This window comes from Erythrobacter sp., from assembly GCF_036351135.1.
Lineage (GTDB): Bacteria > Pseudomonadota > Alphaproteobacteria > Sphingomonadales > Sphingomonadaceae > Erythrobacter.
This window is the reverse complement of record NZ_JAZBON010000007.1, coordinates 15,411-27,593: the sequence shown is the minus strand read 5'-3', so window position 1 is coordinate 27,593 and position 12,183 is coordinate 15,411. Positions and strand designations below refer to the sequence as shown.

The window sequence follows — 12,183 nt, the reverse complement described above, 5'->3', positions numbered from 1 at the left end:
TGAAGAGGGTTCCGCCACGCCCCTTTCCGCATATGGCAGATTTTCCTTTCGACATCGTCGGCTTCGACCTCGACGGCACGCTGCTCGACACCTTTCGCGATCTCGGCGCGGCGGTGAACTACGCGCTGGCGAAAGGCGGGTTCGAGCCGGTACCGGTGGATTCCTCGAAAGACCTAATCGGCGGCGGCGCGAAGATCATGCTGGCGCGCGCCGTCGAGGCGCAGGGCGGAATGCCCGAGGACGAGCTCCGCGCGCTCTACAAGGCGATGTTGGGCTATTATGCCGAGCACAATGCCGTCCATTCCGCACCCTATCCCCATGCGCGCGAAGTGGTCGCCGAGCTGGCCGCGATGGGTGTGCGCATGGCGGTGGTTACCAACAAGTTCGAGGAGTTTGCCCGCTCGGTCCTGACCCAGCTCGATTTCCTCGCACCGTTCGACACCGTGATCGGCGGAGACAGCATGGGGAAAGGCGAGGACGGCCGCTATCTCTCCAAACCGCATCCCGAACCGGTGGCAGAGGCGCGCAGGCGCTGCGGCGGCGGGCGCTTCGTCTTCGTGGGCGATTCGACCTATGACGTGAAGGCGGCACGCGGGGCAGGCGTCCCGGTCGTCGCCGCGGCTTACGGCTATTGCGACAAGCCGCTCCACGAATTGGGCGCGGATACGGTTATTCAGTCGCTCGCGGAATTGCCCGCAGCACTCGGCAGGCTGTAAAACTCGATCATGTTGCCATCCGGATCGCGCAGCTTGAACAAGGCGATCGGACCTTCGCGCAAGACTTCCTCTGACACCAGGCTCTCGGGCGCGATCTCAAGGACATGGGCGAACATCGCGTCGATGTCGTTCACGCGCATATAAGGCACTGAGTTGTCGCCTTGGCTCGCACCGGGCGCGAATACCGCCTTCGAAGCTATGGCAAATTGACCGCCTGCAACGTCGAAAGAGACGAAAACCGGGGAAGCGAATTCAGGCTCGGTTGCGAAAAGACGGCGGTAGAAGTCTTCCGATATCGCAAGGTCCTCGGCGACCACATATGTGCCCATCCGCTCAATATGGGGCGCGTCGACCCTCGCATCTTCTTCCGATCGATGTTCGGCGGCCGCAGGCAGCGGCAACAGAAAGCTCGCCAGCAATGTCAGCATCATCCGCATTACGTTCTCCTATTGTTCTTACGCCTATGTGATTTTCCGATGCGCTGCAATCGGCCTTTCCTCCATAGTCCCCCGAAGGACGTCACTGCTTCCGCCAATCGGCGACGCGCGGTTGCAACACAGCAGAGAAAGTGCCACGCAGCGCCGGTGAAAGTTTACGCGCGCGTCAAGCGTGCCCCCTGAGCACAATCGAAAAGGAAACCCCATGAGCATCGATTACAAGGATAAGGTCGCCATCGTCACGGGCGCGGGCGGCGGTCTGGGCCGCGAATATGCGCTCGAGCTCGCCCGCCGCGGCGCCAAGGTGGTGGTCAACGATCTGGGCGGATCGCGCGACGGCACCGGCCATTCCGACATGGCGCTCAAAGTGGTCGAGGAGATCGAGGCCGCCGGCGGCGAGGCGATGTCCAATGGCGGCTCGGTCACCGAATACGAGCAGATGGAAAAGATGGTCGCAGACGCCAAGCAGAAATGGGGCGGCGTCCATATCCTCATCAACAATGCGGGCGTGCTGCGCGACAAGACGTTCCACAAGATGAGTCCGGAAGACTTCGAATTCGTCCTCAAGGTCCACCTCACCGGCTCGGCCTTCGTCACCAAGGCGTGCTGGGAAACCTTCCGCGAACAGGCCTATGGCCGCGTGCTGATGACCGCGAGCTCGACCGGGCTGTTCGGCAATTTCGGCCAGGCGAATTACGGCGCGGCGAAGCTGGGTCTGGCGGGGCTGACCAAGACGCTGCAGCTGGAAGGCGCGAAATACAACATCCGCGTCAACACGCTTTCGCCCGTCGCCGGCACGCGGATGACCGAGGACCTGTTCCCGGAGGAAGCCTACAAGCTGTTCGATCCGGTGAATGTCGTGCCCGCCGCGCTGTTCCTGGTCAGCGAGGATGCGCCGACCAACGCGATCGTGGGCGCGGGCGCGGGCGGTTATCACTCATCCTGGACGGTGATGAATGATGCGGTCTGGCTGCCCGAGGGTGAGCGCACCGTCGAAGGCTTCGCCGCCCGCTGGGACGATATCAGCGACTTCTCCAACCTCGTCGCTCCGCAATCGGGCAGCGAGCAATCGGCGAATATCCTCAAGGCAATGCAGAAAGTCACAGGCGAAGGCCCTTCCAGCGCCCGCGGTTAGGCGAGTGCGCCCTCCTCCCTTGCGGCCAAGGGAGCGAGGGCGTTCAGTCGTCCACCGCCTTGACCAGCCGCCGCTCCATCGGGGCGAGCACATTGTTGAGTTCGTGGCCGCGTTTGAGCACCTGGCCGTGTTCGCCGAACAGCGTGTATATGCCCTGCCGTCCGCGCAGCGCCGGGCGCTTTTCAATCCGCGCCTGCGGGCGCTCGGCGGTGCGGCGGAAGGCGGCGAAGGTGGCCGCGTGACGGTCGAAATCCATGGCGTAATCGCGCCATTCCCCCGCCGCGACCATTCGGCCGTAAAGGTCGAGGATCCTCTGCAATTCCTCGCGGTCGAAGCCGACCTGATCGGCATTGCGTTTCGGAAAGGCGACGATCTGGCCGCCCGGGCCGGCCCCTGCTCTGGCGCTCATCCCTTGCCGGTTCCGCTTTTGCGATTAGCGTCGAAGGGCTGTTCGCTGGACTCGCGACGATCCATTCGGCGCTCCGCCTTCAGCGCAGCAATCTCCGCCTTGAGCGCGCCGAGTTCGCTCTCGAGCTTCTCGAAACAGTCGATCCGCTTGCCCTCTGCGTCCTCGCAAGGTGTGCCGTAGGGGATGAAGTCCTTCAGATATTCTTCCGCCGGAACCAGCGTCGAGCGCGCCTTCATCCCGATCATTGTCGCCCCTTCGGGCACATCGTCAGTGACCACCGCATTGGCCCCGATCCGTGCGCGTTCGCCAACCGTGATCGGGCCGATCACCTGCGCGCCCGAACCGATGATGACATTGTCGCGAATCGTCGGATGCCGCTTGCCGCCCTTGCCATTGGTCGGGTTGGTTCCGCCCAGCGTCACGTTCTGGTAGATGGTCACGTCGTCGCCGATCTCGGCAGTTTCGCCGATTACGGTAAAGCCGTGGTCGATGAAGAAATTCGCACCGATCCGCGCGCCCGGATGTATATCGATCGCGGTCAGCAGGCGGCTCAAATGATTGACGAAGCGCGCGAGGAAGAACAACTTCGCATCGAACAGCCAGTGCGCGATCCGGTGCATGCCCAGCGCCAACACGCCGGGATAGAGCAGGATTTCCCAGCGCGAACGCGGCGCGGGATCGCGCGCGCGGACCGAGTCGAGATAGGCCTTCAGCTTGTCGAACATGTCGGACCCGATTCTTCCACCAAAGCGATGCAAAAGCAAATAGTCGCGCCCCGCCCCGCTTGTCAGAGCAATTTTGCTTGGGGCGGCCCATGCAATGCTTCGAGCGCCGCGCGCCAGACCGAAAGCGTGGGCGGGGCCGCGCGTTCCAGGCTGATGCGGTCGATCGCGGCCACCAGCGCCTCGAGCGCAGCGAAGCTGCGGCGGGTTCGCGGGACGAGATAGTCCGCCGCACCAGCGGGCAGCGACAGACCGCGTGCACTCGCGTGAGCCATAATGAGCTGCGCGGCCATCTCATCGTCGGGATCGCCGATCGCCAGCTGCAACGAACCGCCGAGGCGCGAGGCGAGGTCGGGCAGGCGCACCTCCCATGGCACCGCATCGGCGATCAGCAGCAATGACTGACCGGCCTGCGCCCCGCCCTCCTGCACCTTGTTCCAGCGATGAAAGACCTCCGCCTCGTCGATTCGATCCGCACCATCGATCACCTCGATCCCCTGCCCCTCGGCCCAGCGCCCAAGCAGCGTCTTGCCCGAACGCGCCGGACCGGTCAGCACCGCGGTGTGGAACGGCCAGGTCGCAGGCGCCTGCAACGCCTCGGCCGCGGCACGATTGGCGTTGCCCACGACGATACGCTGCGCCTCGCCGTGGTCGCCGGGAAGCAGCGGCAGCGCGATCTGGGTGGGAGGGGTGCGGGCGGGCGGCATCGGGCGAGCGGAGCGCAAAGACTCTAGCGGCTGATGGCGAGCGTGTTCGATCCCTCGCGCACATCGAAACCGCGCCCGCGCAGCGCCGCGGCCAGTTCCTGCACCTCGCCCTCATAGGTCACGTTCATCACCGAGGTGCCGCCCATCGCGGTGCTCGTCACGCCGACGCCGCGCACGTTCGCGAGCTGGCGCACCGCGGCGAGGGTCGCGTCGAAGGCGGCGGCATCGGGAGTGGCGAACTGCACCGCGACCGTGCGGGTGGCGGCGGGCTGCACCGCGGGGGCTTCCCCGCTCCCCTCATCGTCATCGCCGGTAGCACTGGCCGCACCGGCGGCGACCGCGGCTTCGGTAGCGCGCCGGTTCGCCTGAGCGCGGCGTCCGATTTCGATCAGCCGTGCGATCGCAGGGTCCACCTGCCCCGAGCCTCCGACGCGCAAGGTCGGGTCGGGCTGTAATTTGCCCTCGGCGAGCGCCTGTTCGTAGAGACGATCGATCCGCAAAACCGCTTCGCCGAGCATCTCGGGCAGCGCCTCGGGGCTTGCCGCCTCGAGCGAGAAGGTGTTCAGCAGCAGACTGTCGGGGCCGTAGCGCGCGGTGAAGGTGCCGCGGATCGGCCCCCCGGGAAACTGATGATCGAGCCGCGCAATCGGGACGAGCACATCGGCGGCGCCATACTGATCGAGCGACGAGCTCCACCAGGCGCGGCTGCGACGTCCGGTCTGGCCATAGGTGAGCAGCAGCGAATCGCCGCCCGCGCCGCTCGGCCGGACGTAATCGATGCGGCTCGTCCCCGGATTGAACTCGGCCCAGGCGCGCTGCCAGTCATTGCGCTGTTCGTACACCGTGTAGCTGCCCGCAGTGGCCATCACCGGCACCACGAGCATCGGCGCCGAGGATCGCTCGCTGCGCGCCCCGCCCAGGAACCGCCCGGCGCGCTGGCGATCGAAGGTGACGCCGAGTGTCGCGATATAGCGTTTGGGGCCAAGCCGTTCGCGCTGGATGACGATGGCGGAGACCATGCTGGCGAGCTGCCCATCGGAAATCGCCGGACCGCCTACCCGCTCCCAGGCATCCCGCTGCGCCTGGCGCCAGGCCTCCTGCCGCGCTTCCTCGGCGCTGTCGGCGCGGACATCGACCTCGATCCCGCGCACCTCGATATCGGCGCTAGAGGCGGTCGGTGCGATGCCGCGATTGCCCGAAACCTGAGCGAGGACGAGCGCATAGCCGCCCGCCAGCAGGAGCAGCGCCAAAAGCGCCGCGCTGGTTCGGGACAAGCGTCCGCGAGCACTTGTGGGCGGGCTGGAAAGGATGGGGTGCGCCGTCATCGGGGAAATCTGATGCGTCTTTGCCCAAACGCACATGGAATTCCAAGCCTGAAAGGCTAGGGTGCGCGCGATGGATGGGAAGAATTCGCCTTACACCTATGAAGATGCCGGGGTTTCGATCGCGGCGGGCAATGCGCTGGTCAAGGCGATCGCCCCGCTGGCCCGGGCGACGGCGCGCCCCGGTGCGACCAGCGAACTTGGCGGCTTCGGCGGCTTCTTTGACCCGAAGGCTGCGGGATACGAAGACCCACTGCTGGTCGCCGCCAACGACGGGGTCGGCACCAAGCTCAAGCTCGCGATCGAGCACGACCGGCACAACACCGTCGGGATCGACCTCGTCGCCATGTGCGTCAACGACCTGATCGTGCAGGGCGCGGAGCCGCTGTTTTTCTTAGACTATTTCGCCACCGGCAAGCTGGAAAACGGCGTTGCCGAGCGCGTGGTGGCCGGGATCGCGGAAGGGTGCAAGGTAGCCGGCTGCGCGCTGATAGGGGGTGAAACGGCGGAGATGCCGGGTATGTATGCGCCTGGCGATTACGATCTGGCCGGCTTTTGCGTCGGCGCGGTGGAGCGCGGCGAGCAGCTGACCGGCGCGGATGTCGCACCGGGCGATGTGCTTCTCGGCCTCGGGAGCAGCGGGATTCATTCCAACGGCTATTCGCTGGTGCGGAGGCTCGCGGCGGACAAGGACTGGAAACTCGATCGCCCGGCGCTGTTCGATCCCGATCGCCTGCTGATTGATGCGTTGATCGAGCCGACACGTATCTATGTGAAGAGCCTGCTTCCACTGATCCACGGCGCGCTGGTTCACGGTCTCGCCCATATCACCGGCGGCGGCCTGCTGGAGAATATCCCGCGCATCCTGCCCGAAGGCGCGCATGCCGTCGTGGATGCGGATCTGTGGCAGCAGCCGCGGTTGATGGCCTTCCTCCAGGCGCAGGGGGCGATCGAACCCGAGGAGATGGCGCGGACTTTCAATTGTGGCGTCGGTATGGTGCTGGCGGTCGCTGAAGGCGATGTCGAAGCGGTCACGGAGAAACTCCAAGACGCGGGCGAAACCGTCGTGACTGTCGGCTCGATCCGCGAGGGCAAACGCGGCTGCACCGTGCGCGGCCGTCGCGGCACCTGGTCGGCGCTGGCGGATTGGGAAGCGGTGCACGATGGTTGAACCCCGCCCGCCTTGCCCGAAAGCCAAGGTCGCCGTCTTCATCTCGGGCACCGGCACCAATATGGCCGCGCTGCTTTACGCCAGCCGGCTGTCCGATGCGCCGTTCGAGATCGTCCTGGTCGCCAGCAACAAGCAAGAGGCGGCAGGTTTGGCGCTCGCCCGGCTCGAGGGGATCGAGACTTTCAGCCATGCGCATCAGGGGCACTCCCGCGAGGATCACGATGCCGCGATGGAAGCGGCCGCCAAACAGGCCGGAGCGCAGTTCATCTTGCTTGCAGGTTACATGCGCATCCTGTCCGAGGACTTCGTGCGCCGCTGGGAGGGCCGCATTCTCAATATCCATCCCTCGCTCCTGCCCAAATATAAGGGCCTCGACACCTTCGCCCGCGCGATCGAGGCGGGCGAAAGCTACGCGGGCACAAGCGCGCATCTCGTGACGCAAGAGCTCGATGCCGGCGAAGTGCTGGCGCAGGTGCGCGTGGCGATCGCGCCTGGCGACACGCCCGAGACGCTCGCCGCCCGCGTCAAGCTCGCCGAGCATCAACTCTATCCGCGCGCCGTGGCGGATTACGTCTCGCGCGGGTCCGATCCGAAGCACCTGCTCGCCCGGCTGCGCGAACTCGCCCTCGCTCTTCCCGAAACATACGAGCGCGAAAGCCACGGCTCGCCCGGCTTTCGCGTCGGCACGGAAAAAACGGGCAAGTTCTTCGCCCATTTTCATGACGGCCATCACGGCAGCGATCGCGTCGCGGTGCTGGTGAAAACGGGCAGTATGGACGAACTGCTGCACCTCGTCGAAACCCAGCCAGAGAGCTATCTCAAACCCGCCTATTACGGCGCGAGCGGCTGGATCGGCGTGGTCCTCGATCGTCCGGATCTGGACTGGGACCATGTCGAGGACTGGCTTGCGCAAAGCTGGCAACGATGCGCACCCGCCCGCCTTACCAAACTGCACGACGTAGCCGAGATGTTCTGATGCCCGCCCCGCTTCGCGATCACCCCCTGGCCCGCGGGCGGCTGGCCGAGCGCGCCAATGACTGGCTTGGCACGGCCTGGGAGAAAGGCTGGCTGAAGCGTCCGGTGCTCGAAGCCGACACGCTCTGGTCGATCGCGGCAAGACCGTTCGGCGCGCGCGCACAGGACGCGGAGATCGGCGGACGAAGGCCCGAAGACGTGGCCGATTTTCGCGAACGCCTGGAGCGGCTTTGCGTAGCGATCGAGACGGAAGCCAACCTCAACGCGCTGGGGCGTGCGATGGCGCATGGGCAATTGGTCCGCGTGATCCGCAATCGGCTGGCATTGGGCGCGCTGTGGACCGACCGCCCGCAGCTTCTCGCCACCCCGCTCGCCCGCCCGATCATCGTCATCGGCCATATGCGTTCGGGCACGACGCGCATTCACAAGCTGCTCGCCGCCGATCCGGCGCACACATTCACGCGCTATTGCGATGCCTATCACCCGGTTCCGCAAAGTTTCGGGGCGAACCGCGCGAAGAGCGCGATCGATCTCGCCATGCTCGGCGCGCTCAATCCGTGGCTGCAGACCATCCATCCGATGGCGGCGGGCGACGTGGAGGAAGAGCTCGCCTGGATTTCGGCGGCGTTGCACCATTCGATCTACGAATCGCAATGGCACATCCCGAGCTATTCCGCCTTCAGCGAAGCGCGCTGTGCGCAGGCGATCTACCGCGAATATGCGCGCCTCTTGCGAACCGACGCGGCGCATCGCGGCAATGGCGACCGGCCGCGGGTGATGAAGGTGCCCGCCTTTTCCGAAGACCTCAGCACGCTGCTGGGTCAGTTCCCCGATACGCGGGTGGTGATCTCCGAACGGTGCCGCGAGGCTGTCCTGCGCAGCGCGGTCTCACTGGTGGCGAACCAGATGGGCATGCAGTCCGACACGAGCGATCTTGACCGGATAACCGCACAGTGGAGGCACAAGCTGGACCTTCGCGAGGCGCGGATCGAGCAGGCGCTGGCGACCTGGGACGGCCCGGTCGCGCGTCTCCAATTCGACGCGCTTAACGCCGATTGGGAGCGCGAAATCCGCCGCATTTACGGAGAGTTCGGGCTAAGGCTGAGCGATCAAGCTCTCACGGCCATGCGCGCACTGATGGCGACAAGCGAAAGCGGCCAGCACCACGCGCATTCCGAGCAATTAAAACGCTTTGCGGCGCAGGGTTGATACGAGAAAGGGCCGCCCCGGCGGACGGCCCCCTCCACGATACCCGTACGGTAACTGCTTAGCCGACAATCTCGTCTTCGTCGAAGAAGAACGCGATCTCGGTCTTGGCGTTTTCCTCGCTGTCCGAGCCGTGGACGGTGTTTTCGCCGATCGAAAGCGCGTGTTCCTTGCGGATCGTGCCGGGCTCGGCTTCGGCAGGGTTGGTCGCGCCCATCACGTCGCGGTTGCGCTTCACCGCGTCTTCGCCTTCTAGCACCTGGACGACGACCGGTTCGCTCATCATGAATTCGACGAGTTCGCCGAAGAAGGGGCGTTCCTTGTGGACGGCGTAGAAGCCTTCGGCCTGTTCGCGGCTCATATGGATGCGCTTGGAGGCGACGACGCGAAGGCCGGCATCCTCCAGCATCTTGGTGACGGCGCCGGTGAGGTTGCGCTTGGTCGCGTCGGGCTTGATGATCGAAAAGGTGCGGGTGACCGCCATGGCATGAATTCCTGTGTGGGAAGGGCGCCGCGCGGTTGGGGCGTTCGGCGCTAGGTTGATTTCCGCCGCGCCTCTAGCGATGCGGCCTTCCGCCTGCAAGTCCCAACCGGTCGGCGGAGCGGCTTGCTTGCGAGCGCTCAGCCCGGCTCCTCGCCGGCCGTCAGCTGCGCGGTGGTGCCATCATCGCCCGCATAGGCGCTGATCGAGAAGGTCGAGCCGGTTGCAGGATGTTCCCCGCCGACGAGGAGCACGCCGTTCATTTCGCTCTCGATCTCGATCGCCATGCCTGCAGCCAGGCCCTGGGCGCGGTAATATTGCACGATTTCCTGCGGGCTCTGATCGCTGGCGAACGTCACCAGCGCGCCTTTGGTATCGCCCTGATCGATGACCGTGTTGCTGACCACCCGCGCGCCTTCGATCAGGGTGAAGCCGGCGGGCAGATCGACCGGCACACGCACCCCGCTGCGCAGCGAAACCTCGCCGTCCTCGGTCATGACGGTCATGCTGGTCTCGCCGGTTTCCTCGTCGATCGTATATTCGCTCGGAGGAAGTTCTTCTGGCGTCCGCGCCGGCTCTTCCTCCTGTGACGAACATGCCGCAATTAGCGTACTCGCGCCGAGTGCTGCGAGTGTCCATGCCCGGTTCATGCTGTTACCCCCGTCATTTGATTGCCCGCCCGCTTCCTACATGATCGCACTCATACGCGCGAGTGGCGACCTCAGCCCACTTTGACCCATTTTCCTTCGTCCTGCCGGAAGAAGGCGCGTTCGACATCGCTCTCGCCGTCCAGCCCGCGCCAGGCTGCGCGCGCGGCGTCGAGCGTCGGCTCGCCGAACAGCAGGAAGGCGCGTTCGAACCCTGTCGGCTGGCGCCATATCCCGTCGGCGAGAATCACGTGGCTTGCCCCATTGGCATCCCCCATCCCCGCTCCGATCAGGATCGGCTGACGCTCGGCGCCGGGCGCGTCCGCCATGCCGTTGGCGAGGAAACTTTCAGGGCCTGCATCCCACAATTGCGCCGCGATCTGCGCGCGCTGCTGCTCATCTTCGCTGACGACGAGCAGCCGCTCGCCCGCGGCGATCACGCGCCCGGCGATCAGGGCGACCACCTGCTCGGCCCGGTCACGCGATAGTTGCCAGAAATCGACCTTCATCCCGGCTGAATAGCCGACGCGATCACGCTTTGGAACGGCGGCAGCGCTCGGAACAATATTTGACGCTGTCCCAGTCGCGCTCCCACTTCTTGCGCCAGGCGAAAGGCAGGCCGCACCGCGCGCACATCTTCGTTGGAAGATCGCCCTTTCGCCGCATTTTGGCCATAACGGCGCCGCGAGAGCCTATTCGACGCTGTTCGCGACGTAGCGGTCGATCAGACGCACGCCGTAGCCGGTTGCGCCCTTATCGTGCGCGTGGCCGGGCTTGTCCGACCAGACCACGCCCGCGACGTCGCAATGCGCCCAGGGAGTGCCCTTCTTGATGAACCGGTGCAGGAACTGCGCCGCGGTGATCGAGCCTGCGCCGCGCCCGCCGATATTCTTCATGTCGGCAATCGGGGAATCGATCAGCTTGTCATAGGCCGGCCCGATCGGGAGGCGCCACAGCTTGTCGCCGCTGACCCGGCTCGCCTCGAGCAGATTGTCGGCGAGGGTGTCGTCATTGGCGAAGATGCCGGCATGTTCGTTGCCCAGCGCGATGATCATGGCGCCGGTCAGGGTCGCGAAATCGACGATCGCGGCGGGGTCGTATTGCTCCTGCGCCCAGTGCAGCGCGTCGCACAGCACCAGGCGCCCTTCGGCATCGGTGTTGAGCACTTCGATGGTCTGCCCACTCATGCTGGTGAGCACGTCGCCGGGGCGGATCGCATTGCCGTCGGGCATGTTCTCGACCAGGCCCACGACACCCACGACATTGGCCTTCGCCCGGCGCCCGACCAGCGCGAGCATGCCGCCCGCGACCGCGCCGGCGCCGCCCATGTCCCACTTCATGTCTTCCATGCCAGGCCCCGGCTTGATCGAGATGCCGCCGGTGTCGAAGGTCACGCCTTTGCCGACGAAGACGGTCGGCTTGGCGCCCTCCTCGCCCCCGTTCCAGCGGATCGCCAGCAACCGCGAGGCGCGTGCCGAGCCCTGCCCGACGCCGAGCAGCGCGCCCATGCCGAGCTCCTCCATTTCGGCCTCGTCCAGCACCGTTATTTCCGCGCCGGTCCCCTCGAAGGCTTCGCGGCACAGGGTGACGAAGCTTTCGGGGTAAAGGACGTTGCCCGGCTCGGTGATCAGCCGTTTGGTGAATTCGACCCCGCGCGCGATCGCCGCCTCGCTTTCCCAGTTCGCGTTCGTTCCTTCGGGCGCGCCGACAACATGGACCTTCTTGAGCGTCACCTTCTTGTCGGCGGCGAGCTTGGTGCGATATTTGTCGTGCGACCAACTGCGCAGACGCACGCCGAGCAGCGCAGCGGCAGCCTCTTCGGCGGTCAGATCGGCCTGCCCCAGATCGAGCACCATCTCGGTTTCGCCCGAACGCAGATATTTGCCCGCCAGCGCCGCTCCGGCGCGCTCGACATTGAGACGGCGCTTGTCCGCGTCCTTTTCACCGGCACCTGCCACAGCGACGCGTTTCACCGCTTCGCCCTCGACCATGTATGTCTCGAACACCTGCCCCGCACTGCCCTTGAACCGCGCCGCCTTGGCCCCGCCGATGAGCGCTGCGCCATAGTCGGACAGGTCGTCCCCCTGATTGACGATGCTCGCATGAAGGCTGACGGAAACGGCGTCGGGGGCGGTGTCGGCGAAGATTATCTGCATGAAAGCTCCAAGCTGCATCGAGGGGTCGGGCGAGAGGGCGGGGGCGAGGCTCGCGCCGCCGGCAATAGCCCACTTCCGGGCGGGGAAGGCCGCCCGTTT

General features: G+C 65.6%; 15 protein-coding genes. 5 read left to right on the top strand and 10 right to left on the bottom strand.

Features of this window, described 5'->3' with window-relative positions; genetic code table 11:
- Positions 1-32: 32 nt before the first annotated feature.
- Positions 33-716, top strand: a complete 684-nt coding sequence (locus tag V2I30_RS00755) for an HAD-IA family hydrolase (RefSeq protein WP_330660151.1) — start codon at positions 33-35, stop codon at positions 714-716.
- Here the strand turns inward: V2I30_RS00755 and V2I30_RS00750 are convergent.
- Positions 674-1,153: a VOC family protein gene (locus tag V2I30_RS00750; RefSeq protein WP_330660150.1), complete on the bottom strand. Its 480-nt coding sequence runs from the start codon at positions 1,151-1,153 to the stop codon at positions 674-676. The genes V2I30_RS00755 and V2I30_RS00750 overlap by 43 nt on opposite strands.
- 205 nt (positions 1,154-1,358) lie before the next feature.
- Here V2I30_RS00750 and V2I30_RS00745 point away from each other — a divergent pair, with 205 nt between their 5' ends.
- Positions 1,359-2,288: an SDR family NAD(P)-dependent oxidoreductase gene (locus V2I30_RS00745; RefSeq protein ID WP_330660149.1), complete on the top strand. Its 930-nt coding sequence runs from the start codon at positions 1,359-1,361 to the stop codon at positions 2,286-2,288.
- A gap of 43 nt (positions 2,289-2,331) precedes the next feature.
- On the opposite strand, the gene V2I30_RS00740 is transcribed toward V2I30_RS00745, so the two are convergent.
- The 4 genes from V2I30_RS00740 to V2I30_RS00725 form a co-directional block, all read right to left on the bottom strand.
- Entirely contained in the window at positions 2,332-2,697 is a 366-nt protein-coding gene (locus V2I30_RS00740) for a DUF2794 domain-containing protein (protein ID WP_330660148.1), read from the bottom strand.
- Entirely contained in the window at positions 2,694-3,422 is a 729-nt protein-coding gene (gene epsC / locus V2I30_RS00735; protein ID WP_330660147.1) for a serine O-acetyltransferase EpsC, read from the bottom strand. The genes V2I30_RS00740 and epsC overlap by 4 nt, the downstream gene beginning before the upstream one ends.
- A 62-nt stretch (positions 3,423-3,484) precedes the next feature.
- Positions 3,485-4,126, bottom strand: a complete 642-nt coding sequence (locus tag V2I30_RS00730) for an HdaA/DnaA family protein (protein ID WP_330660146.1) — start codon at positions 4,124-4,126, stop codon at positions 3,485-3,487.
- Positions 4,127-4,149: 23 nt separating this feature from the next.
- Complete coding sequence (locus tag V2I30_RS00725) at positions 4,150-5,400, bottom strand: heavy-metal-associated domain-containing protein (RefSeq protein WP_330660145.1); 1,251 nt, start codon at positions 5,398-5,400, stop codon at positions 4,150-4,152.
- Positions 5,401-5,521: 121 nt separating this feature from the next.
- Between V2I30_RS00725 and purM the strand changes: the two genes are divergently transcribed.
- From purM to V2I30_RS00710, 3 genes are read left to right on the top strand one after another with little or no spacing between them, the layout of a single operon-like run.
- A complete protein-coding gene (purM, locus tag V2I30_RS00720) occupies positions 5,522-6,619 on the top strand; it encodes a phosphoribosylformylglycinamidine cyclo-ligase (RefSeq protein WP_330660144.1) in 1,098 nt (365 codons plus the stop codon).
- Positions 6,612-7,595 (top strand): phosphoribosylglycinamide formyltransferase, encoded by a 984-nt coding sequence (gene purN / locus V2I30_RS00715; protein ID WP_330660143.1) that lies wholly within the window; start codon positions 6,612-6,614, stop codon positions 7,593-7,595. Before purM ends, purN begins: the two co-directional genes overlap by 8 nt.
- The gene (locus tag V2I30_RS00710) at positions 7,595-8,803 is read left to right on the top strand and encodes a sulfotransferase (RefSeq protein WP_330660142.1); all 1,209 of its coding nucleotides are present in this window, start codon (positions 7,595-7,597) and stop codon (positions 8,801-8,803) included. Before purN ends, V2I30_RS00710 begins: the two co-directional genes overlap by 1 nt.
- 58 nt (positions 8,804-8,861) lie before the next feature.
- Here the strand turns inward: V2I30_RS00710 and ndk are convergent, their stop codons facing one another.
- From ndk to V2I30_RS00685, 5 genes are all read right to left on the bottom strand, one after another.
- Positions 8,862-9,284, bottom strand: a complete 423-nt coding sequence (gene ndk / locus V2I30_RS00705) for a nucleoside-diphosphate kinase (RefSeq protein ID WP_330660141.1) — start codon at positions 9,282-9,284, stop codon at positions 8,862-8,864.
- A 137-nt stretch (positions 9,285-9,421) separates the two neighbouring features.
- Positions 9,422-9,931, bottom strand: coding sequence for a hypothetical protein (locus V2I30_RS00700; protein WP_330660140.1), 510 nt, complete (start codon positions 9,929-9,931; stop codon positions 9,422-9,424).
- Between the two features lie 71 nt (positions 9,932-10,002).
- Positions 10,003-10,437, bottom strand: a complete 435-nt coding sequence (locus V2I30_RS00695) for a DNA polymerase III subunit chi (protein ID WP_330660139.1) — start codon at positions 10,435-10,437, stop codon at positions 10,003-10,005.
- Positions 10,438-10,459: 22 nt separating this feature from the next.
- Positions 10,460-10,603: a DUF2256 domain-containing protein gene (locus tag V2I30_RS00690; protein ID WP_330660138.1), complete on the bottom strand. Its 144-nt coding sequence runs from the start codon at positions 10,601-10,603 to the stop codon at positions 10,460-10,462.
- A gap of 17 nt (positions 10,604-10,620) precedes the next feature.
- Positions 10,621-12,084, bottom strand: coding sequence for a leucyl aminopeptidase (locus tag V2I30_RS00685; RefSeq protein ID WP_330660137.1), 1,464 nt, complete (start codon positions 12,082-12,084; stop codon positions 10,621-10,623).
- Positions 12,085-12,183: the final 99 nt, after the last annotated feature.

What these genes read in the sequence shown, in the direction of transcription:
- V2I30_RS00755 (WP_330660151.1), top strand. Translation starts at nt 33, where the DNA reads ATGGCAGATTTTCCTTTCGACATCGTCGGCTTCGACCTCGACGGCACG.
- V2I30_RS00750 (WP_330660150.1), bottom strand. Translation starts at nt 1,153, where the DNA reads ATGCGGATGATGCTGACATTGCTGGCGAGCTTTCTGTTGCCGCTGCCT.
- V2I30_RS00745 (WP_330660149.1), top strand. Translation starts at nt 1,359, where the DNA reads ATGAGCATCGATTACAAGGATAAGGTCGCCATCGTCACGGGCGCGGGC.
- V2I30_RS00740 (WP_330660148.1), bottom strand. Translation starts at nt 2,697, where the DNA reads ATGAGCGCCAGAGCAGGGGCCGGCCCGGGCGGCCAGATCGTCGCCTTT.
- epsC (WP_330660147.1), bottom strand. Translation starts at nt 3,422, where the DNA reads ATGTTCGACAAGCTGAAGGCCTATCTCGACTCGGTCCGCGCGCGCGAT.
- V2I30_RS00730 (WP_330660146.1), bottom strand. Translation starts at nt 4,126, where the DNA reads ATGCCGCCCGCCCGCACCCCTCCCACCCAGATCGCGCTGCCGCTGCTT.
- purM (WP_330660144.1), top strand. Translation starts at nt 5,522, where the DNA reads ATGGATGGGAAGAATTCGCCTTACACCTATGAAGATGCCGGGGTTTCG.
- purN (WP_330660143.1), top strand. Translation starts at nt 6,612, where the DNA reads ATGGTTGAACCCCGCCCGCCTTGCCCGAAAGCCAAGGTCGCCGTCTTC.
- V2I30_RS00710 (WP_330660142.1), top strand. Translation starts at nt 7,595, where the DNA reads ATGCCCGCCCCGCTTCGCGATCACCCCCTGGCCCGCGGGCGGCTGGCC.
- ndk (WP_330660141.1), bottom strand. Translation starts at nt 9,284, where the DNA reads ATGGCGGTCACCCGCACCTTTTCGATCATCAAGCCCGACGCGACCAAG.
- V2I30_RS00700 (WP_330660140.1), bottom strand. Translation starts at nt 9,931, where the DNA reads ATGAACCGGGCATGGACACTCGCAGCACTCGGCGCGAGTACGCTAATT.
- V2I30_RS00695 (WP_330660139.1), bottom strand. Translation starts at nt 10,437, where the DNA reads ATGAAGGTCGATTTCTGGCAACTATCGCGTGACCGGGCCGAGCAGGTG.
- V2I30_RS00690 (WP_330660138.1), bottom strand. Translation starts at nt 10,603, where the DNA reads ATGGCCAAAATGCGGCGAAAGGGCGATCTTCCAACGAAGATGTGCGCG.
- V2I30_RS00685 (WP_330660137.1), bottom strand. Translation starts at nt 12,084, where the DNA reads ATGCAGATAATCTTCGCCGACACCGCCCCCGACGCCGTTTCCGTCAGC.